The sequence below is a fragment of the Mesorhizobium sp. M1142 genome, assembly GCF_040318565.1.
Classification (GTDB): Bacteria; Pseudomonadota; Alphaproteobacteria; order Rhizobiales; family Rhizobiaceae; genus Mesorhizobium.
Window position 1 is genome coordinate 387,678 of record NZ_JAMYMK010000002.1, and the last position, 19,187, is coordinate 406,864.

General features: G+C 62.3%; 19 protein-coding genes. 11 read left to right on the forward strand and 8 right to left on the reverse strand.

The window, feature by feature from the left end; all coding sequences use genetic code 11:
• Positions 1 to 24 precede the first annotated feature (24 nt).
• The 5 genes from NKH42_RS05850 to NKH42_RS05870 all read left to right on the forward strand — a co-directional run bounded on the left by NKH42_RS05850 (position 25) and on the right by NKH42_RS05870 (position 5,318).
• Positions 25 to 1,008 carry a substrate-binding domain-containing protein gene (locus NKH42_RS05850; RefSeq protein ID WP_254818518.1) on the forward strand — a complete coding sequence of 328 codons (984 nt, stop codon included), beginning with the start codon at positions 25 to 27 and terminating at the stop codon, positions 1,006 to 1,008.
• Between the two features lie 107 nt (positions 1,009 to 1,115).
• On the forward strand, positions 1,116 to 2,636 hold the full coding sequence (locus NKH42_RS05855; protein WP_352751014.1) for a sugar ABC transporter ATP-binding protein: 1,521 nt from the start codon (positions 1,116 to 1,118) through the stop codon (positions 2,634 to 2,636).
• Positions 2,637 to 2,752: 116 nt separating this feature from the next.
• The gene (locus NKH42_RS05860) at positions 2,753 to 3,634 is read left to right on the forward strand and encodes an ABC transporter permease (RefSeq protein ID WP_352973981.1); all 882 of its coding nucleotides are present in this window, start codon (positions 2,753 to 2,755) and stop codon (positions 3,632 to 3,634) included.
• A gap of 2 nt (positions 3,635 to 3,636) precedes the next feature.
• The gene (locus NKH42_RS05865) at positions 3,637 to 4,443 is read left to right on the forward strand and encodes a FadR/GntR family transcriptional regulator (protein WP_352751011.1); all 807 of its coding nucleotides are present in this window, start codon (positions 3,637 to 3,639) and stop codon (positions 4,441 to 4,443) included.
• Positions 4,443 to 5,318, forward strand: coding sequence for an aldose 1-epimerase (locus tag NKH42_RS05870; RefSeq protein WP_352751009.1), 876 nt, complete (start codon positions 4,443 to 4,445; stop codon positions 5,316 to 5,318). Before NKH42_RS05865 ends, NKH42_RS05870 begins: the two co-directional genes overlap by 1 nt.
• 44 nt (positions 5,319 to 5,362) lie before the next feature.
• On the opposite strand, the gene NKH42_RS05875 is transcribed toward NKH42_RS05870, so the two are convergent.
• The 6 genes from NKH42_RS05875 to NKH42_RS05900 all read right to left on the reverse strand — a co-directional run bounded on the left by NKH42_RS05875 (position 5,363) and on the right by NKH42_RS05900 (position 12,845).
• Positions 5,363 to 5,866 (reverse strand): sarcosine oxidase subunit gamma family protein, encoded by a 504-nt coding sequence (locus NKH42_RS05875; RefSeq protein ID WP_352751008.1) that lies wholly within the window; start codon positions 5,864 to 5,866, stop codon positions 5,363 to 5,365.
• On the reverse strand, positions 5,859 to 8,813 hold the full coding sequence (locus NKH42_RS05880) for a sarcosine oxidase subunit alpha family protein (protein ID WP_352751006.1): 2,955 nt from the start codon (positions 8,811 to 8,813) through the stop codon (positions 5,859 to 5,861). Before NKH42_RS05880 ends, NKH42_RS05875 begins: the two co-directional genes overlap by 8 nt.
• Positions 8,810 to 9,106 carry a sarcosine oxidase subunit delta gene (locus tag NKH42_RS05885; RefSeq protein ID WP_352751004.1) on the reverse strand — a complete coding sequence of 99 codons (297 nt, stop codon included), beginning with the start codon at positions 9,104 to 9,106 and terminating at the stop codon, positions 8,810 to 8,812. The genes NKH42_RS05880 and NKH42_RS05885 overlap by 4 nt, the downstream gene beginning before the upstream one ends.
• A 13-nt stretch (positions 9,107 to 9,119) precedes the next feature.
• Positions 9,120 to 10,376, reverse strand: coding sequence for a sarcosine oxidase subunit beta family protein (locus NKH42_RS05890; RefSeq protein ID WP_352751002.1), 1,257 nt, complete (start codon positions 10,374 to 10,376; stop codon positions 9,120 to 9,122).
• A 10-nt stretch (positions 10,377 to 10,386) separates the two neighbouring features.
• Complete coding sequence (locus tag NKH42_RS05895) at positions 10,387 to 11,535, reverse strand: M24 family metallopeptidase (protein WP_352751001.1); 1,149 nt, start codon at positions 11,533 to 11,535, stop codon at positions 10,387 to 10,389.
• Between the two features lie 74 nt (positions 11,536 to 11,609).
• The gene (locus tag NKH42_RS05900; RefSeq protein ID WP_352751000.1) at positions 11,610 to 12,845 is read right to left on the reverse strand and encodes a M24 family metallopeptidase; all 1,236 of its coding nucleotides are present in this window, start codon (positions 12,843 to 12,845) and stop codon (positions 11,610 to 11,612) included.
• Positions 12,846 to 13,041: 196 nt separating this feature from the next.
• On the opposite strand from NKH42_RS05900, the gene ehuB reads away from it, so the two are divergent.
• The 5 genes from ehuB to NKH42_RS05925 are packed head-to-tail and all read left to right on the forward strand — an operon-like array spanning position 13,042 to position 16,852.
• A complete protein-coding gene (gene ehuB / locus NKH42_RS05905) occupies positions 13,042 to 13,911 on the forward strand; it encodes an ectoine/hydroxyectoine ABC transporter substrate-binding protein EhuB (RefSeq protein ID WP_352476741.1) in 870 nt (289 codons plus the stop codon).
• A 55-nt stretch (positions 13,912 to 13,966) separates the two neighbouring features.
• Positions 13,967 to 14,695, forward strand: coding sequence for an ectoine/hydroxyectoine ABC transporter permease subunit EhuC (gene ehuC, locus NKH42_RS05910; RefSeq protein WP_254818529.1), 729 nt, complete (start codon positions 13,967 to 13,969; stop codon positions 14,693 to 14,695).
• A complete protein-coding gene (gene ehuD, locus NKH42_RS05915) occupies positions 14,692 to 15,351 on the forward strand; it encodes an ectoine/hydroxyectoine ABC transporter permease subunit EhuD (protein WP_254818530.1) in 660 nt (219 codons plus the stop codon). Before ehuC ends, ehuD begins: the two co-directional genes overlap by 4 nt.
• Positions 15,348 to 16,127, forward strand: coding sequence for an ectoine/hydroxyectoine ABC transporter ATP-binding protein EhuA (gene ehuA, locus NKH42_RS05920; RefSeq protein ID WP_302895675.1), 780 nt, complete (start codon positions 15,348 to 15,350; stop codon positions 16,125 to 16,127). The genes ehuD and ehuA overlap by 4 nt, the downstream gene beginning before the upstream one ends.
• Positions 16,124 to 16,852: a GntR family transcriptional regulator gene (locus NKH42_RS05925; RefSeq protein ID WP_352750999.1), complete on the forward strand. Its 729-nt coding sequence runs from the start codon at positions 16,124 to 16,126 to the stop codon at positions 16,850 to 16,852. Before ehuA ends, NKH42_RS05925 begins: the two co-directional genes overlap by 4 nt.
• Here NKH42_RS05925 and NKH42_RS05930 read toward each other — a convergent pair.
• On the reverse strand, positions 16,816 to 17,730 hold the full coding sequence (locus tag NKH42_RS05930; protein ID WP_352750997.1) for a DUF6597 domain-containing transcriptional factor: 915 nt from the start codon (positions 17,728 to 17,730) through the stop codon (positions 16,816 to 16,818). The two genes, NKH42_RS05925 and NKH42_RS05930, sit on opposite strands and share 37 nt — an antisense overlap.
• A gap of 272 nt (positions 17,731 to 18,002) precedes the next feature.
• On the opposite strand from NKH42_RS05930, the gene NKH42_RS05935 reads away from it, so the two are divergent.
• A complete protein-coding gene (locus NKH42_RS05935; RefSeq protein WP_352750995.1) occupies positions 18,003 to 18,365 on the forward strand; it encodes a VOC family protein in 363 nt (120 codons plus the stop codon).
• A 437-nt stretch (positions 18,366 to 18,802) separates the two neighbouring features.
• On the opposite strand, the gene NKH42_RS05940 is transcribed toward NKH42_RS05935, so the two are convergent.
• Positions 18,803 to 19,045 (reverse strand): DUF1127 domain-containing protein, encoded by a 243-nt coding sequence (locus NKH42_RS05940; RefSeq protein ID WP_352750993.1) that lies wholly within the window; start codon positions 19,043 to 19,045, stop codon positions 18,803 to 18,805.
• Positions 19,046 to 19,187: the final 142 nt, after the last annotated feature.

Below are 19,187 nucleotides of genomic sequence, written 5' to 3' on the forward strand. Positions count from 1 at the left end.
CCAAAGAGCTCAGGGAGGATCTTCATGAAAACCACAACAAAGGCTTTGGCGACATTTGCAGTACTGGCTGCCGGACTGATGAGTGGCGCAGCAAGCGCAGACGAAATCAAGATCGGCTACATCAACAAGATGGGTGACCATCCATGGTTTGTCGCCGAAGTTGGTGGCGCCAGGAAAGCGGCTGAGGCGGCGGGGGCCGCGTTCGTGTCGCAGGACGTCCAGTTCGACGCCAATTTGACGATCACGACCTTCGATACGATGGTCGGCGATGGTGTGAAAGGCATCGCCATCGTCGTCCCCGACAAGGCGCTGGGACCGGTCATCGCGGAGAAAGCAAAGGCCGCAAAAATTCCTTTGGTGGCGGTCGACGACGATATCTACTATCAGGATGGCACACAGGTCCCCTATGTCGGCATGAATGCCTACAACATCGGTGCGCGGGTGGGCGAAGAGCTCGCCAAGCTCTACAAGGCCGACGGCTGGGCGGGCAAAGAGGTGCGCATCGCCTCGATCGAGGACCGCAAGGCCGACACCTGCATGCAGCGCAACAAGGGCGCGGAGGAAGCGTTCCTGAAGGCGGTGCCCGATTTCAAGCCCGGGAATATCGTGCGCGTTCCCTACGACAACACGATGGTCAACGCCATCGACGTGATGACCACCACATTGACGGCCAATCCCAGCGTCACGAACTGGATATTCTACTCATGCAACGATGATGGCGTGCTGGGTGGTGCGCGAGCACTGGAGAATGCCGGCTATACCGCAGACCAGGGCATGGGGATAGGCATCGACGGGAGCCGCGCCTGCGACGCCTTCGGATCAGGAAAGCCCTCGGCATTCCGTGGGACGATGTGGCTCAATTCGGAAAATCACGGCGCGCTTGCGGTGAAGATTCTCTTGGCCTCGATCAAGGATGGAACGAAGCTGCCGGTTCAATCCTTCACCGACCCGGAATACATCACCGCCGACAATTTTGCGTCGGACTACAAAGCCAAGCTCTGCCACTGAGCCGGCTACGCGTCATGCGCCGCAGGGCGCGTGACGCTCTTTGGGCCGGCAGGTTGTCAGCGCGCACACGCCACCGACACGGGATCGATCCTCGGGAGTGAGCTTTGATGCAATCGGATTTCTTCTCGCTCGATAGGATATCCAAACGCTTCGGCGTCGTGCAGGCGCTCGACAACGTCTCGATTGCCTTTCGGCCGGGAGAGGTGCTCGCCCTGGTTGGCGAGAATGGGGCCGGCAAATCGACGATGATGCGAATTCTCGAGGGCGTGTTCGAGCCCGACAGCGGCACTGTGCGGCACGGTTCCACGCCGATCGTTTTCGGCGAACCGCGCGACAGCCACAGAGCCGGAATACGCGTCATCCATCAGGAGCCGGAGATCGTTCCGAACCTGACCGTGGCCGAGAACATTTTCGTTGGGGAACTGCCGCGGCTGGCGGGCGTCCTGCTCGACTGGCACAGGCTGGAGGAACAGACCGACCGGGTGCTTGCGACCTTCGGCATGCAACAGGATATGCGGCCGCGGCAACTCTGCAGCACGCTCGGTCCGGCGCAGCGTCAGATGATCGAAATCATGCGCGCAATACGTGCCGGCGGCCAGTTGATCGCGTTCGACGAGCCGACCTCGTCACTGACCGACGACGAAGCGCGCCGTCTGTTTTCAGTAATCCGCCGGCTGCGCGAAGAGGGCACTTCGATCGTCTACATCTCTCACCGGCTGAACGAGATCATCGACCTAGCAGACCGCATTGTCGTTTTGCGGGATGGCCGGCTGGTCGACGATTCCCCCGCGGCAGGTGCCAGCGAGCAGACCATAGCCAAGCTCATGGTCGGCCGCGACATCGCCGATCTGTTTACGCGCGAGACGTGGCAATCGGGAAAACCGTTGCTGGACGTGGCGGGCCTGACCACCGACCGCGTCACCGATGTGAGCCTCAAGGTCCGCCGCGGTGAGGTGCTCGGCATCGCCGGCCTTATGGGGGCGGGCAGATCCGAACTGGCGAAGGCGATCGTCGGCTATGATCGGCGCCTCGGCGGAACCATAGCGATGAATGGCGTGCCCGTTGACTCTAACAGCCCACATGCAGCGATCGTGGCGGGCATCGGCTTCGCCCCGGAAGACCGCAAGCACGAAGCCCTGCTGCTGTTCCGCAGCATTCTTGCCAACGCTTCGCTTTGCGTGCCCGACAGGACGTCGACCTTCGGCTTCTTCAACCGGCGCAAGGCGCTGGAGATTGTCTCACCGCTCGCAGCAAAGATGTCGATCAAGGCGCCTAACCTCGACGAACCGGTTTCGAAACTGTCGGGCGGCAATCAACAGAAGGTCGTTCTCGCGCGCTGGCTTGCGCGGCAGCCGATGCTTCTCATCCTCGACGAACCGACCCGCGGCATCGACATCGGCGCCAAGGCGGAAATCTATCGCCTGATCGACGAACTCGCCGCCAGCGGCATCGGCATAATCCTGATTTCCTCGGAAATGCCGGAACTGATCGGGCTGGCCGACAGGGTGCTTGTCATGGCTGGAGGCCGGATCACGGCCGAACTTTCCCGCCCCGACATCGACGAGGCGACGATCCTGAAGCACGCAATGCCGCAATCTGTACCATCGCTCGGAGGACAAATTCAGTGAACAGCCTTGAGCTCAGGACAGCAACAGCACAAACCGACAAAAGGCGCGCGTCCTTACGCATCGCGGAGCGCATCGGCATTCACAACATAAGCCTTCTGGTTGCTCTCGCCATCCTCGTGCTCATCTTCGGCACGATCAGAGGCGATGTGTTCTTCTCCAGCCGAAACCTGCTGAACATCGGCCTCGGCATCACCATCCTGGGCGTTCTGGCGATGAGCCAGACGGTGGTCATTGTCGCGGGCGGACTTGATATCGCCGTTGGCGCAATTGTTGGTCTGACCACTGTATCGACGGCAATGGCCATCCAGTCGACGGGCTCGCCTGCGGTGGGCATTGTTGCCGGCCTGGTCCTGGGCGGTCTTGCCGGTCTTGTGAACGGCATCATCATCACCTATGGGCGGGTCAACGCAGTCATCGCGACTCTCGGTACGATGGCGATCTTCCGCGGCATCGCATTCATCATGTCCGATGGGCAATCGATCGCGATCTTCAGCGACACGTTCCGCTTCATCGGGATCGGACGAATCTTCGGCCTGCCTCTGCTGATCTGGATTCTTTTGCTGACCGCGATCGTGTTCCATCTCTTCCTTGCCCGCTCGATCGTTGGCCGTAACATTTATGCCTTGGGCGGCAATCCCGTTGTAGCGCGCTTCTCCGGCATCAACATCAACCGCTACCGCGTCGGCATCTACATCATGAGTGGCGTGGCGGCCGGATTGGCCGGGATTCTGTTGGCTGCCCGTACCGGCTCGGGGCAGCCCGTATCCGGTTCCCAAGGTCTGGAACTCGAGGCCATCACAGCGGCCGTGCTGGGTGGCTGCGCCTTGCAGGGCGGGAAGGGTACGATCATCGGCGCGCTGCTGGGCGTCGCCATCATTGGCGTCCTCAACAACGGAATGATACTGACGTCAGTGCCAACCTTCTATCAGTTGCTTGCCAAGGGCTCGCTGCTGATACTTGCTGTGGTAATTGCCGAGTACCACTTGAACAGGACATGACGATGGACGCGGCGATCGCTTCGACTAGCCAGGGTAAGCAGGACATTCCTGCCGCAGATGGCACCACGTCATCGCTCAAGGATCGCATCGCACGCGATCTAGGACAGCGCATCCTCGCCGGTTCCTACGCGCAGCATTCCGTGCTGCCAACGGAAGCCGAACTTTGCGTCATCTACGGGGCGAGCCGCACTGCACTTCGCGATGCTCTTCTGACGCTTTCGGCGAAAGGACTGATCGAGGCACGCAAGCGGGCCGGGACGCGTGTGCGCGCGTCGAGCGAATGGAACAGGCTGGATGCACAGGTTCTGGAATGGATGCGCGATATCGAGCCCGACCTCGATTTCGTCCGCGGATTGATCGAGGCGCGACTGGTCATTGAACCCGCTGCCGCCCAACTTGCGGCCAAGATGGCGACGTCAGGCGATCTCGCAGTCATCGAAGCGGCCTATGAAGCCATGCGCATTGCTCCGCAGGACGATCTCGCTGCGTGTCTCGATGCCGACGTCAGGTTTCATACCGCCATTCTTCGTGCCAGCCGCAACCCGGTGTTCGCCAATCTCGGCAATATGCTCGCGGCCGCTCTCAGCTTCTCCTTCCGCTTGACCACATCGGCCACCGCCAATTACCAGCAGACGCTCAGCGCGCATGGCGACGTGCTGGAGGCAATTAGGATGCGCAGGGCCGACGACGCTCACGATCAGATGAAGGCGCTCATCGGGATCGCGTCGAACGACCTTCTTGCAGTGGCTCGCAAAGGCCGCCGTCAACAGCCGATCGCCGCTGCCAAGGCCGACACCGTCCGAAACTGATGGTCCGGACGATCAAGATCAGAAGCGGAGACCTGTCCGCTGAAATTGTCCCATCGCTTGGGGCAGGCCTTGCGAGACTGGACTATGGGCGCGTGCCGCTCTTCCGGCCATGGCCGGATGGCGGGAGCAGCAACCCGTTCGACCTTGCCTGCAACCTGCTTTTGCCGTGGTCGAATCGCATCTCGGGCGGCGGGTTCACATTCGACTCCAAATTCCACGAACTGCCTGCCAATGTTGCAGGCGAGCCATTTCCCATCCACGGCAACGGATTTTCCAGCGAGTGGGACGTCGACAGCGCAGCGCAGGACAACGCGAAGCTGTCCCTCATCAGCAACGGGCCCGGCCCATACCGATATCGCGCCGAGGTGAGCTACGCGCTGGCCGGACAGGGGCTCGAGTTGAAGCTTCGCATCGTCAATCAGGCATCGATCAGATTGCCGTTCGGGCTTGGCATCCATCCGTGGTTCCCGAGAACGGCACGAACCGCGCTTCATGCGCTGGCCTCGCAGGTTTGTCTCGAACTGCCCAGCCATCTCCCCGAACGATTTGTGGATGTCAAAACCCATGCCGATTGGGATTTCGGCGCCCCAGTCGTATTGTCGAGTGGATGGATAAACAATCTGTTTGCCGGTTGGAGCGGCGTCGCCACCATATCGTGGCCGGAGCACAGTTGCAGCCTGCGGATTGAAGCTTCATCGCCCTTGAATTTCTACCTGGTCTATTCGCTATCGGACGAGAGCGACTTCTTCTGTTTTGAACCGGTCAGTCATGCTGTCGATGCCCACAATCGTGGTTCGATCGACAAATGGAATGGACTGTCGGTGCTTGCGCCTGGCGAGGGCCTGGTAGCCCGTTGCAGCTTTGCCGTCACTTAGGCGGACCTCAGCTGCGCCCTCGAATTGGCGGATCTCGGCCAGGGCTAGCCGTCGGCGATCCAATCCGAGAGGCTGCGGGCAAAACTTCGCGGCACGATAAGTTCGCACGCGGTCTCGCCGGTGCGCAGGAAGAGCACGGACACGTGATGGAAGGATGTCAGCACGGCGCGGCCCGGAGCGGCGGCCGGCGCGTGCCAGTCGACGGCAATGCAGCCGGACAGAAGCCTTGCGATACCAGGGCCGGCCATTTTCAAACGAACACGACCTTCCTCGAGGGGAACGGAACAGCCGAGATCGGGGTCGACGGCAAGCGCAGGCGCTTGCGTGCCTTCGTCTAGAGCCAGCCAGAGGCGGCGAGGTGCAACGCGGATAATTAGAAGCCCCTTGTGGCGAACCGTCTCTCCGACCGAAGCTGGAAGTTTCTTGCCCAGCGGCGCCGAGACGCTCTTTTCGAATTGCGTCAATGTCGCGTCCCAGCCCTCTATCTGGATAAGCGGACAATCTGCCACGGACAGGCTGAAATCCCGAGAAGAGGTCAAGCTAGCCATGCAGCCGTTCTCCCTGTGGATCGACGAATACCGGCGAGACAACGCGGGCGCGAACCGTTTCGGCCTTCATCGGATAAACTGCTACGACCTCGCTTCCTTCTGCCGCGACATCACCGGCAAGCAGGGCCAGCCCGACATAATGGCCGCGTTCGGGGCTGAAAGTGACGGAGGTGACGCGACCGCGCCCATGGCCATGGGGTTTCTCATCCGGCAGGAACAGGATGGCGCCGCCGCGCAGGCGTTTTCCGTCCTCAATGCATTCCAGTCCGACCAGGCGCTGTCGGTTGGGGGCCTGGAGGGCAGGGCGCCGTCGCAGGACGTCGCCGACGAAGCCGCTGCGCTTGCCGGCCATGCGGCCGAGGCCGAGATCGTCGAGCGTCGTGCGCCCGTCGATCTCAGGTCCGGCGACATGGCCCTTTTCGACCCGCAGCGCGCCAAGCGCCTCGACGCCGTAGGGCTTCAGCTCGAGCAGTCTGCCGGCTTCGAGCAGACGGCTCCAGAGCTGTTCACCGGCAGTGGCGCCGACATAGATTTCGTAAGCGCGCTCGCCGGAATAACTGAGACGCAAGATGCGGAGCCCACGGCCCTCCCACTCGCTTTCGAGTAGTCCCATGTGCGGAAGTGCCTCATCGGAAACGTCAAGGGCAGGAAAAGCGGCACCGAGGATTGCGCGGCTGTTAGGCCCGGCAACCGACATTGCCGCCCATTCATCGCTGACCGAGGTGACGGCCACACGCAAATCCGGCCAGGCCGTGTCGAGCAGGAATTCGAGACGCGACAGCACATCGGCCGCCCTGGCGGTCGAGGTCGTCATGAAGAACCGGTTTTCCGCCAGCCGCGTCGTGGTGCCGTCGTCGAAGACGATACCGTCGTCGCGCAGCATGATGCCGTAGCGGGCGCGGCCTACCGCCAGTTTGGCAAAGCCGTTGGCGTAGACGCGGTCGAGGAAGATTGCCGCATCCGGGCCCTGGACATCGATCTTGCCGAGCGTGGAGATGTCCATCAGCCCCGCGGCCTGGCGCACATTCCGCATTTCGGCGACATACGCGTCGTTCACGTCACGTCCCGACTGCCGGTAGAAATAGGGCCGCATCCAGAGCCCGACCTCGAGCATCTCGGCGCCGTTCGCCATGTGCCAGTCATGCATCGGCGTGCGGCGGATCGGCTTGAAATGATGGCCGATGGCGCGCCCGGCAAGCGCGCCGATGGCAACCGGCGTATAGGGCGGGCGGAAGGTCGTGGTGCCGGTCTCAGGAATCGTTGCGTTGCGCAGCGCTGCCATCGCGGCAAGTGCGGGAAAATTGCTGGTCTTGCCTTGGTCGGTGCCCATACCGAGCGTAGTGTAGCGCTTCAGGTGCTCGACCGATTCATAGCCCTCGCGATGGGCGAGCTCGATATCCCCGGTTGTCACGTCCATCTGGAAATCGACGAAGGCCTTTGCACGTCCAGCGGGCAGGGCTTCGCGAAGGACGCTCGAGCCGGTCTCACCGAGATCGAGTTTCGATGGAGCGGACACTGGTGCCGACTTGCCGCAGGAGGCTGCCGCTTCGATGCCGGCGCGATGGCCGTCCTCGATGGCAGCGACTGTCGCATAGGCTCCTATCATTGCACCGGCGCCGAACTGGCTGGCTGAAAAGACGCCCGGCACGAAGCCGTCAATGTCGTCGCGATACACAGGTTTGACACCGAGGTGCGAGGTGAGATGCACGGTTGGCGACCAGCCGCCGGAGATGCAGACCAAGTCGCAGGCGGCCGAAGATTGTCCCTCCGGACCATTGAGCGTTACGCGCCTGACGGCATGGCCGCCATGCAGGTCGACGATGCGCGTTGCGGCCCGCACCACCACGCCGAGCCGTGCGGCTTCTGCGGCAAGTGCTGCGGGCGGGACGGGGCGCAGATCGGCAATCGTCACCTCCGCGCCGGCTGCGGCATAGTCGAAGGCGGTGCGCCAGGCACCGTCATTGGTGGTAGCGACGACGATTTTCTTGCCCGGCAGGACGGCGAAACGGTTGAGATAGGTCCGGGCGGCCGAGGCAAGCATGACGCCGGGCCGGTCGTTGTTCGAGAACACCATCGGCCGCTCGATGGCGCCGGTGGCGAAAACGATCGAGCGGATGCGCAACATAGTGACCGTTTGCCGTGTCTCGCCATTCGGCTGCGGATTGGTTGGATCGCGCTGTTCGACCAGTCCAAGGACATTGCCGTCATAGCTGCCGAAAGCGGTCGTCCGCTTCATAAGCGTGATGGTTTCGAAGCCCTCCAACTCGGCCTCGGCCTGCCTCAGCCATGCGGCCGCTGCGCTGTCGGACGGTTCCGCCAGAAGCTGGCCGCCAAGCAGGAAATCCTGCTCGATCAGCGCGACTCGCGCGCCGGCCGCGGCGGCCGCCCGCGCCGCCGACAATCCCGCCGGGCCGCCGCCGACGATGGCGACATCGGCGAAGGCATGACGAACCTCGTAGTGGTCGGGATCCACGCCGGTGCCGGCTCTGCCCAGACCGGCAGCCTTGCGGATAAAGTGCTCGTAGAACATCCAGGCGCGGCGCGTCGGGCCCATGAAGGTCTTGTAGTAGAAGCCGGCGGACAGAAACGGTGCCAACAGCCCGTTGACGCTTTGCATGTCGAAGGTAAGCGATGGCCAGCGGTTCTGACTCTCCACGACCATACCGTCGGCGAGTTCCAGTGTGGTCGCCGGCAGGTTCGGCTCGCGCCTCCCGGCGGTCCCGAGCGTAACCAGCGCATTCGGCTCTTCGGGTCCGGCGGAAAAAATGCCGCGCGGGCGATGATATTTGAAGCTGCGCCCGACCAGCGTGACGCCATTGGCGAGCAGCGCGGAGGCAAGTGTGTCGCCGCGATATCCAGCCAGCTTGCGGCCGTCGAAGGTAAACTCGACCGGCTGCTCGCGAATGATGCGGGCACCCACCGACAGCCGTTTGCGGTTTGAACTCATGCCGGTGACTTCCTGAGAGTTGATTTCCTGGCCCGCAATTTTCTAGCGAAGTCGACGGCTGCGATGGCATGGTTGCGGGTGTCGCGTTCGACCACCAGCCATTGGCGGCAACCGGTCACGTGCTGCCAGAATTCACGGTGCGGGCCGGCCGGGTTTGTCCTGATATAGACGTAGCGGTACCAGGCCTCCGGATCGGGATCGTCATGGGCCGGACTCTTGACCGAGGCATCGCCGCCATAGCGGAACTCGTCATGATCGCGCGGGCCGCAGCAGGGGCATTCGATGCGCAGCATTTTGTCCTGCCTCCTATTGCAGCCAGGCGGAAGGGCCGGCGCCGGCCTCATCGAGCGTGTGGCCGGTGCGGAAACGATCGAGCCCGTAGGCCGCGATCAAGGGATGCGGCTTGCCGGTGGCAATCGTGTGGGCGAAGCACCAGCCGGAAGCCGGCGTCGCCTTGAAGCCGCCATAGCACCAGCCGCCGTTGAGATAGAGACCCTCGATCGGCGTCGGGCAGATGATCGGGCTGGCATCGGGGGTCATGTCCATGACGCCGCCCCAATGGCGAAGCAGACGGACGCGCGAAATGCATGGCATCAATGCAATCGCTGCCTCCGCCACTTCGCGCACGACGCCGAGATTGCCGCGCTGGGCATAGGAATTGTAGCCGTCGAGATTGCCGCCGAAGACCAATCCGCCCTTGTCCGATTGGCTGACGTAGAAATGGTCGGCGCCATAGGCGACGACGTGATCTACCAGTGGCTTCAGCGGCTCGGTGACGAAAGCTTGCAGCACATGGCTTTCGATCGGCAGTTCAAGCCCGGCTTTGGCGCCGAGCACGGACGTGTGGCCAGCGACCGCGAGGCCGACCTTGCCGGCGCCGATCCGGCCTTTCGTCGTTTCGACGCCGACGATCCTGTCGCCGTCACGGACAAAGCCTGTCACCTCGCAGTTCTGGATGATGTCCACGCCATGGCTGTCGGCGGCACGCGCATAGCCCCAGGCGACGGCGTCGTGGCGTGCCGTGCCCGCGCGGCCCTGAAAGATCGCGCCATGGATCGGGAAGCGGGCGGTGTCGGAAAAATCGAGATAGGGCACCAGCCGGCGCACGTCTTCGCGGTCGAGGATGTCGGCGTCGATGCCGTTCAGCCGCATGACGTTGGCGCGGTGGCTGAAACCGTCGAGCTGATCGGCCGAATGCGCCGTGACGAGTTGACCGCGCTGGGAGAACATCACGTTGAAATTCAGCGCCTGAGACATGTCCTCCCAAAGCTTCATCGAGAATTCGTAGAACTGGGTGTTGCCGTCGAGCAGGTAGTTGGAGCGGATGACGGTGGTGTTGCGGCCGACATTGCCGCCGCCGACATAACCCTTTTCGAGCACCGCGACGTCACGGATGCCGTGGTTCTCGGCGAGGTAGAAGGCGGTGGCTAGGCCGTGTCCGCCGCCGCCAATAACGATCACGTCATAGGACGATTTTGGCTCCGCGGCCCGCCAGGCTCGCTGCCAGTTCTTCTGGCCTGACAGCGCGTTGCGGAAAACCGAAAATGCCGAGTAGCGCGCCATGTGTGCAGGCCTATCGAATGATCGGGCCGGCCGGCGTGCGGGTAAGCACTTCGGCGCCCGCATCGGTCAACAGCACCGTGTTGGAGACGAAGTCATTGCCGCGACCCGTTCCCATCAGCCACGACAGGATGTGAAAGCTCATCCCGGTCTCGATCTCGAGGTCGGAATCGTGCCTCAAGCCGGTCACCGAATTGCCGCCGGTCCATGACGGCGGCTGGCCGGCGCCGACAAGGTAACCGCAGTGATGGCGGCGATAGTGGGAAAGACCGGCCTCGTCGGCGACGGCCTGCCAGGCGGCGTAGACATCGCGCGCCTTGGCGCCCGGCCGTAGCGCCTCGACGACCGCGTTGAACGCCTTGGCGGTCACCTCCGCCATTGTGGCGTCTTCATCGCTGATGTGGCCTATGCGAACGAGCCGGCCGAGCGGGGCGTGGTAGCGCGAGATGCACCCGGACAGTTCGACAAAGACGGGCTCGCCCTTGCGGTAGATCCCGTCGCCCCAGGTTGTGTGCTCTTCACCCAGGCGCGCGGCCGGGCGGATGAACGGTCCGAAGCCCGGCGCATGACCGCCGGCGCGGATCATTGCCGCAACACATTGGGCGGCGACCTCCTGTTCGGAAGCGCCATCGGAGATCGCCGCGATCGCGGCACCGGCGGCGGCGTCCGTCACTTGTGCCGCCCGCCGCATCAGCGCCTGTTCTTCGGCGCTTTTCACCCGCCGCATTTTGTCGATCAGACCGGAGACATCGCTCCACTTTGCATCGGCTTTCATCTGGAGTGCCACGGCAAGTCCATGGCTAAGGCCGGCTGTCCAGTATTCGAGGCCGATCCGCTTGCCGGATAGGCCGAGCTCTGCCAGCACCCGCGCGGCAAGGTCGGCCGCCGTTTCGCTGTCGGAATGGCCACGGAATTCCGCTGCCTTCACCTGCTTCTCGATCGTCACCTTCTCCATCGAACGGGTGACCAGAACAGGTTTTCCCCGGAGCGGGACAATCAGCAGGTGAGGGGCAAAATACCCCCAGTGATCAAGCCCGGTGAGATAGAAGACGTTCTCCGGCGAGGCAAACACCGCTGCGTCGAGCTCACGCTCAATCAGTGCAGTACGGACCTTTGCCAGGCGGCCGGCGATTTCGGCTTCGGAAAAAGGATTGCGGTCCATCGGGCGTCCTCGTGCTTGTTGCCGGCTTGCTGGCGGGCATGGTCTTTTCGGCAGCCGGGTTCCCGGCCGCCATGTCAGTCGATGACGATGAGTTCGCGCGCCACATCGCAGAGGCGTTCGCCGCCGCGTTCCGTGACGACGAACGATTCCGAGATGGCGATGCCGAAATCGTCGAGCCAGACGCCGGCCATGAAATGGAAGCACATCCCAGGCTGCATCTCGGTAGTATCGCCCAGACGAAGGCTTGCGGTGCGTTCGCCCCAATCGGGCGGGTATGCGAGCCCGACCGGATAGCCGACGCGGCTGTCTTTCTTCAGCCCGTTCCGTCGCAGGACTGCCTGCCAGGCGGCTTCCACCTGTTCGGCGGTGTTGCCGGGGCGCGCCTTCTCGAGGCCAGCGTCGACGCCCTCGACGATCGCCTTGGCCATGTCGAGGATGGCTTGCGGCGGCTCGCCGAAATGTACCGTACGGGTCAGCGCCGCATGGTAGCGGCGGCGCACGCCGGCGATCTCCAGAATGGCGAGGCCGCTGTCCGGCAGCGGCGCGTCGGACCACGTCAGGTGCGGCGTGCTAGTGCCCTCGCCAACGGGCATCAGGGGACAGATCGCGGCATAGTCGCCGCCCGCTCCGGGCACGCCCATGATCTGTGCGTGATAGATTTCCGCAATGACATGGTTTTGCGGCACGCCGGGCCGCATTTTCTCGATGGCGTGGTTCATCGCATGCGTGCAGATCGCACCCGCCTCGCGGATCAGCACCAGCTCGGCTTCGGATTTGACCAGCCGCGCCCAGTTGACGAGATCGTGGTTGTTGGCGAAGTGCGCGTCGGGCAGTCCCTCGACAAGGTGGGCGTGGCAGCGCGCAGTGTAATAATGCGCGTCCATCTCGACGCCGATACGGGCCTTTTCCCAGCCGCGCGACCGGATCAGTCGGGCGAGTTCGTCATATGGGTGTTCGACGGGCTGCTGCACCAGCCGCTCCGAGAACGGCACGATGTTTGTCTCCGGCAGGCCGGTTGTCAGGCGCGCGCTCTTGGCGTCCTGCGCCCTGCCGAACCAGATCGGCCGATCCTCCTCCAGATGGACGAGGACGCACTGCGGAACATAGAACGACCATCCGTCATAGCCGGTCAGCCAACACATGTTGGCTGGATCCTGACAGACGATGAGATCGAAGCCGGCTTTTTGCATGCGTGTCTTCACGCCAGCGAGGCGCTGCCCATACTCCGCTTGCGTGAATGTCCCGAACCCGTTCGCAGTCGCCACCGAAATCCTGCCTTCCAGGTACGCCGCTTGCCCTTTGATCAACATGGGCAAACAGGCCAAATTGTGCACAACTCGACGTCAATTTGTTGGCTAACTACGAATTATCGCCGAATTTTCATGGTTTCTATATCTCTGCTTGCGCAATGTCTAGGGCAGTTGTATACGTCTTATCAAGCAGGCGTCGACCTCGAAGAAGGCTGCGCCCTGGGAACCATCCACCGTTGTCCAATGGGAGAAAAGCATGCTCAATTCATCAATATCGCGCCGCATGGTCGTGAAAGCGGCTGCCTGCATCGCGCTCGCCGCGACGTCATTGACATCGCTATCCGCTCACGCGGAAACCACCCTCGAACGGGCCAAGAAGGACGGCTACATCCGCGTCGGTTTCGCCAACGAGGCGCCGTTCGGTTACGCCACGCCAGACGGCAAGCTGACCGGCGAGGCGCCGGAAGTCGCCAAGGCGGTGCTCGCCAAGATGGGCATACCGCAGGTCGACGGTGTTTTGACCGAATTCGGCTCGCTCATTCCAGGTCTCAAGGCCGGCCGCTTCGACATCATCGCCGCCGGCATGTTCATCACTCCGAAGCGCTGCGCCGAGATCAACTACTCCGAGCCGTCCTACGGTATCGGCGAGGCTATGCTGGTGGCAAAAGGTAATCCGAAAGGCATCAAGGATTTTTCCAGCATCAAGGACAATCCGGATCTCAAGCTTGCCGTGATGGCCGGCGCCGTCGAAGGCGGCTTCGCCAAGGAAGCGGGCGTTGCCAGTGGGCAGATTGTCTCCTTGCCCGACCAGTCCAGCCTGGTCGCGGCCGTCCAGTCGGGCCGCGCCGACGCTGCTGCGCTGACCGCTCTTTCGATCGCCGATATGGCCAAGAAAGCCGACGGCGTCGAATCGACCAAGCCCTTCGGCGAGGTTGCCGGCAAATCGGTGAAAGGTCATGGCGGCTTCGGCTTCCGCAAGGAAGACACCGACCTGCAGCAGGCGTTCAACGCCGAGCTGAAGAAGTTCATCGGTTCGCCGGAGCATATTGCGCTGGTCGAGCCGCTCGGCTTCGGCAAGGACTACCTCCCCAACAAGACCACCGCGGAGCTTTGCGCGGGCAAGTAGGTTCCCAACTGCTGGCGGCGCGAAAGCGCCGCCCTTTTTTCTCCGGGGGAATCGCATGGGTATCCGTACGCTCGTTGCCATGCTGGTCATCGCGCTCGTCGTGATCGGCGCCTTGGCAACACAGGAAAGCTATCGAGTGTTCATGCCGGGGCTGCTGCAAGGCGCGGTCCTGACAATCGAGATCGCCGTCCTCGGCAGCCTGCTCGCAATCGTCATGGGCGTGCTTGCAGCACTTGCACGGATGTATGGCCCGGCGCCGCTCAGATGGCTGGCCACGGTCTATGTCGAGATCTTCCGCGGAACGTCGGCATTGGTACAATTGTTCTGGCTGTTTTTCGTGCTGCCGCAATTCGGCGTCACGATCAACGCATTCGTGGTGGCAGTCCTGGCACTCGGCCTGAACGTCGGTGCCTACGGGTCGGAGGTCGTGCGTGGCGCGATCCTGTCGGTCGCTCGCGGCCAGTGGGAGGCGTGTACGGCATTGAACATGAGCCGCCCACAGATGTTGCGCCGGATCATCCTGCCACAGGCCTTTGTCGCGATGATCCCGCCCTGGGGCAATCTGTTCATCGAGCTTCTGAAATCGACAGCGCTTGTGTCGCTGATCACGCTTTCCGACCTCGCCTTCAAGGCGCAGCAAATGAACCAGAATACGTTCAAGACCATTCCGATCTTCACACTTGTCCTTTTGATGTACCTGGCAATGTCGCTGGTTCTGACGATCGGCATGCGGCTTCTTGAAAGGCGGGCATCGATCGGACTGGCGCGAGGGAAGGCAGCATGATTTGGGACTGGGCATTTGCTTTTGAAATCCTGCCGGTGCTCGCCCGCGCGGCCATCGTCTCCATCGAGGCGACGCTGATCGGCTTTGCACTTGCCGCCTCGCTTGGCCTGGTGCTGGCCGTCGTCCGTATCGCCGTGCCGTGGACCGGCTGGACAATTTCGGTGCTGGTCGAACTGATCCGTTCGACCCCGCTGCTTATCCAGATATTCTTTCTCTATTTTGTCTTTCCGAAATTCGGTGTCGTGCTCGACGCCTTCACCGCCGGGGTGCTGGCCATCGGCATCCACTATGCCGCCTATTGCTCCGAGGTCTATCGCGCCGGTTTCGACAACATCCCTCGCGGCCAGTGGGAAGCCTCGATCGCACTTAATCTTTCGGCCTGGACAACGTTCCGCGACATCATCATTCCGCAGGCGATTCCGCCGATCGTTCCGGCGCTCGGCAACTATCTGGTTGCCTTGTTCAAGGAGACGCCATTGCTGTCCGCAATCGCCGTGCTGGAGCTGATGCAGACGGCCAAGATCATTGGCTCCGAAACCTTCCGCTACACCGAGCCGATGACGCTGGTCGGTCTGTTCTTCCTTGCCATGAGCCTGGTTTCTGCTGCGCTCATTCGCTCCCTCGAAGGCCTGCTCAACCGGAGGACCATGCGATGACGGAACAACCGATGGTTCGCTTCGACAATGTATCGAAACGCTACGGCACGTTAACCGTTCTCGACGGGCTTAATCTGGAAATAGCACGCGGCGAAAAGGTCTCCATCATCGGCCCGTCCGGCTCCGGCAAGACGACGGTGCTGCGCATGCTGATGACGCTGGAGACGATCAATGACGGTGTCATCTGGGTTGAAGGCGAGCCGCTGACCCATATGGAGAGGAACGGCAAACTTGTTCCCGCCGATCTCGCCCACATCCGCAAGATCCGCGCCAAGATCGGCATGGTGTTCCAGTCGTTCAACCTGTTCCCGCACATGACGGCGATGCAGAACTGCATCGAGGCACCGATAACCGTGCTAGGCATGAAGCGGGCCGATGCGGAGGCGCGTGCCGCCGAACTGCTCGACATGGTCGGCTTATCGGATAAGAAGGACCACTATCCCTCGCAGCTCTCGGGTGGTCAGCAGCAGCGTGTCGCCATCGCACGCGCTTGCGCCATGCGGCCCAAGATCATGCTGTTCGACGAGGTGACCTCGGCCCTGGACCCCGAACTCGTTGGCGAAGTGCTTGAAGTCATCCGAAAACTTGGTAGGGAGCATGACCTCACCATGCTGATGGTCACCCACCAGATGGGATTTGCCAAGGAATTCTCCGATCGCGTCTGCTTTTTCCACGCGGGCAAGATCTGCGAGCAAGGGCCGCCAGGCGAGTTGTTCGGCACCCCCAAGAACGAGCGGACACGGCAGTTCCTGCACGCTGTCCTGGAGGCTGGATGACGCTTGAGACAGATGCCACGCCCACAGCCGTGACCGCCGCGCCGCCACGTCCGCTGTCGGCCCGGGAGCGATTTGAACGCATTTACCGGATACTGCGCGACCGCATCTGCCTGCTCGATTATGCGCCGGGAAGCCATCTGTCCGAGGAAGAACTTGCCCAGGAATTCGAGATCAGCCGCACGCCGGTCCGGCGTGTCCTGGCGCGTCTCGAATCCGAGGGTCTGGTTCAATCCGTCCACGGCGTCGGCACGATCGTCACCGATGTCGATATCGAGGAATTGCAGCAGGTCTATCATTTGCGCCTGGAGCTGGCGCTCCTCGTCGGCAAGCTTTCGCCGATCCCGCGCACGGCGGACGATCTCGACCGGATACGGGCGCTCATCGCGCGTTGCGATGCCGATATACTCAATCCCGACCAGCGCGCTTTCCTGCGCCTCAACATGGATTTTTTCTACGAGCTCACGGCGATGACCGGCAACCAGCCGCTGCGCGAGATCAGCGAGCGCCTGTATTTTCAGGTCGCGCGCGTCGTCCTGAAGATGATGCCGCAATTGGGCCTTGTCGAGGAGTTCACCGCGTTCCGCCGCGAAATGGAAGAGGTCCTTGCCGCCGCCGAGATCGGTGACTGGGAGTCCATAGGGCACATAAGGCGGGCGCATATCTCAATGAGCTTTCGCCGCATGATGCGTCATGCAGGCGAGGCCAATCTGGATAGAGCAAGATAGTCAGCCCCTCGGGGTTGTGCTGGCCGCCAAGGTCGGCGACAGCGATAGTCACACCGAATGTGCGGTTTCATAGCAGTCTCCTCTGGTCGAAGAACGCGCCGAGAATTCACTGGCAGTGCAGCAGATGATGAATCTGTCGCGGGGTGCTTCCCGTCAGGCGGCGGCTCTCGCGGACAAGATGCGCCTGGTCGGAATAGCCCGCTTCGGCCGCCAGCATGGCGGTGGAGCTGCTGGAGCGGCTCGAAAAGCCGCAGAAAGCGCTGGTAGCGGAGGATACGGTCAAGCGTCTTGGGGCCATAGCCGAAGCTCGTGTCGAAGCGCCGGCGCAACGTCCTTTCGCTCATCTCGAGCGCGCGCATCAACCAAGGGACGAGCGGCGCGTCGGGTGGCGGCCCGCGCTCGATCAAACGATATGCCGCCTGCATGGGAACGTCGGTCGCGGGCGCGGGCACCTCCTCGGCGACGGCCTGTTGGAGAGAGCAGGCCAGATCCTCGAGACTGTCGCTGGGGCGCACGCGGCTGGCGAGGCGGCGGGCTCGCGCCCCCCACAAATCGTCGAGCGACAGCCTCTTGCCGACCAGCTCGATTTGCGGCACGCCGAGCCATGCCGCCGCCGCGGCAGGATGGAAGCGCAAGCCGATCACGACCTCGTCCGCCGCTAGAACCTCGGTCTGCGGTTCCTTGTCAGGGCCGGCAATTCGGAAGCTGCCTCCGATCCATTGCAAATCGATCGTCGTGTCGGGCATGATGACGATTGGCGGTGAGCCCGCCGGGTCCATTCGATGCACCCACACCGAAGCAAAGCTCCCGCGAAGCCGCGCCGACGCTGGACGTTGCTGAAATGAACCCGTTGCCTGCGCTGGGACGGGATCGCTCATCTCGCTCCCCTTCGGATTAGCGGCGGTGAACCTACGGCGCAGCGGCTGCGCCCGGCCGTCGCTCGAGACAACGTCTTCCAATCGAGAACGGTTGCAAGAATCGGTTGTTTTCTTCCGGCCGGAACGAAGAGGGCAGGTGGAGGGCGATGCCACGTGCATCGCCATCGGCAGCGCCGTGTGCGGCTCATACGTCAATGGCCGTTCTGTTCAATAAGGCAAGCGAGATGCGTGCTTATCTTTCGGCGTCGTACATCACATGAGAGGTATGCGTCATGAGCAACAAAAACGACCAACGGATCGACTACGTCGAATTCAACGTGAAAGACATTCAGCGGTCACGCGACTTCTACGGAAAGGCGTTGGGCTGGACCTTCACCGACTACGGCCCGCAATATTGCGAGTTCAACGACGGGCGCTTGTCAGGTGGCTTTGCTGCTGGCCCAGCGAGGTCCGGAGGAGGCCCGCTCGTCATTCTCTATGCCGATGATCTGCCGGGAACGGTCAAGCGTGTCGAGGAAGCGGGGGGCAAGATCGTCAGGCCGATTTATGGCTTCCCCGGCGGCCGGCGCTTTCATTTCGTGGACCCGGACGGTTACGAGCTAGCGGTTTACACCGAAGATGGCAGCAATGAATGATCGCGTTCCTCCCACCTCAGGTTGGTTTTGCTCGGCGGCGTCTTGATCTGGGCGGGCGCCGAGCATGTCCTCAGATTCCGGGCGATTGCAGCGTCCCTGGCCGGGCGGGGCTTCCTGCTCCCAAGCCTCTTCTCGCGGCCGGATCGGTGCTGGAGGTCGCAGGCGGCCTTTGCCTCGCAACGGCCTTGGGTGGACCCTTTCCCGCCGCGGCGTTGGCCGTATCCACCATTGCGGCGTCGTTCATGGCGCTCAACTTCTGGCCTACAGCGGCGATGAACGCGAAGCGCTTCGTACCGGCTTCACCAATGTTGCCGTCTTGGGCGGGTTGATTGTCGCCGCGACCACTAGCCTGTGATCATCATTTCGGGGCGGCGGCTTCGTCTTCATCTGCAATCAGCTGCTGGTCGTTGGTGATCCGGTGTTGTTGCAGCATCCGCCTATCGCTGCCAGAAGGGCAGCTTGGCGATCTCTTCCTCGGCCTGTCGCCTCGTCAGACCGATATCGTCGATCAGATGGGGATTGGTCTCCGCCAATCGGTTGAGATCCCAGCGAAAGCGTGTCGGCTCGCGCCAGGCCGCGATAATGCTTCGCAGCGTCGCCAGGCTGTAGCGCCGAGGCGATGCTTCCGCCGGCCGCGTTGCCTCAAGCGGGGCCGAGGCAAAGGTGGGAATATCGTTCATGGCAACCTCCATGTGGTTTGAGGGGCCCATACGATTTTGGGAGTGTGGGGCCCTCGACCTGAAAGAGGCTGAATTCTGCAGGATACGACCGGCGTCGTAATTAAGCTCTCCCAAATAGTTCTCAAAACTTCCAAACGGGCTA

Bases quoted from the DNA above. Each gene is read 5' to 3' on its own strand.
- ehuC (WP_254818529.1), top strand. From the start codon at position 13,967: ATGGGTATCCGTACGCTCGTTGCCATGCTGGTCATCGCGCTCGTCGTG.
- NKH42_RS05930 (WP_352750997.1), bottom strand. From the start codon at position 17,730: ATGAGCGATCCCGTCCCAGCGCAGGCAACGGGTTCATTTCAGCAACGT.
- NKH42_RS05895 (WP_352751001.1), bottom strand. From the start codon at position 11,535: ATGGACCGCAATCCTTTTTCCGAAGCCGAAATCGCCGGCCGCCTGGCA.
- NKH42_RS05925 (WP_352750999.1), top strand. From the start codon at position 16,124: ATGACGCTTGAGACAGATGCCACGCCCACAGCCGTGACCGCCGCGCCG.
- ehuA (WP_302895675.1), top strand. From the start codon at position 15,348: ATGACGGAACAACCGATGGTTCGCTTCGACAATGTATCGAAACGCTAC.
- NKH42_RS05855 (WP_352751014.1), top strand. From the start codon at position 1,116: ATGCAATCGGATTTCTTCTCGCTCGATAGGATATCCAAACGCTTCGGC.
- NKH42_RS05900 (WP_352751000.1), bottom strand. From the start codon at position 12,845: ATGTTGATCAAAGGGCAAGCGGCGTACCTGGAAGGCAGGATTTCGGTG.
- NKH42_RS05870 (WP_352751009.1), top strand. From the start codon at position 4,443: ATGGTCCGGACGATCAAGATCAGAAGCGGAGACCTGTCCGCTGAAATT.
- NKH42_RS05880 (WP_352751006.1), bottom strand. From the start codon at position 8,813: ATGAGTTCAAACCGCAAACGGCTGTCGGTGGGTGCCCGCATCATTCGC.
- NKH42_RS05940 (WP_352750993.1), bottom strand. From the start codon at position 19,045: ATGAACGATATTCCCACCTTTGCCTCGGCCCCGCTTGAGGCAACGCGG.
- NKH42_RS05850 (WP_254818518.1), top strand. From the start codon at position 25: ATGAAAACCACAACAAAGGCTTTGGCGACATTTGCAGTACTGGCTGCC.
- NKH42_RS05935 (WP_352750995.1), top strand. From the start codon at position 18,003: ATGAGCAACAAAAACGACCAACGGATCGACTACGTCGAATTCAACGTG.
- ehuD (WP_254818530.1), top strand. From the start codon at position 14,692: ATGATTTGGGACTGGGCATTTGCTTTTGAAATCCTGCCGGTGCTCGCC.
- NKH42_RS05865 (WP_352751011.1), top strand. From the start codon at position 3,637: ATGGACGCGGCGATCGCTTCGACTAGCCAGGGTAAGCAGGACATTCCT.
- ehuB (WP_352476741.1), top strand. From the start codon at position 13,042: ATGCTCAATTCATCAATATCGCGCCGCATGGTCGTGAAAGCGGCTGCC.
- NKH42_RS05875 (WP_352751008.1), bottom strand. From the start codon at position 5,866: ATGGCTAGCTTGACCTCTTCTCGGGATTTCAGCCTGTCCGTGGCAGAT.
- NKH42_RS05890 (WP_352751002.1), bottom strand. From the start codon at position 10,376: ATGGCGCGCTACTCGGCATTTTCGGTTTTCCGCAACGCGCTGTCAGGC.
- NKH42_RS05885 (WP_352751004.1), bottom strand. From the start codon at position 9,106: ATGCTGCGCATCGAATGCCCCTGCTGCGGCCCGCGCGATCATGACGAG.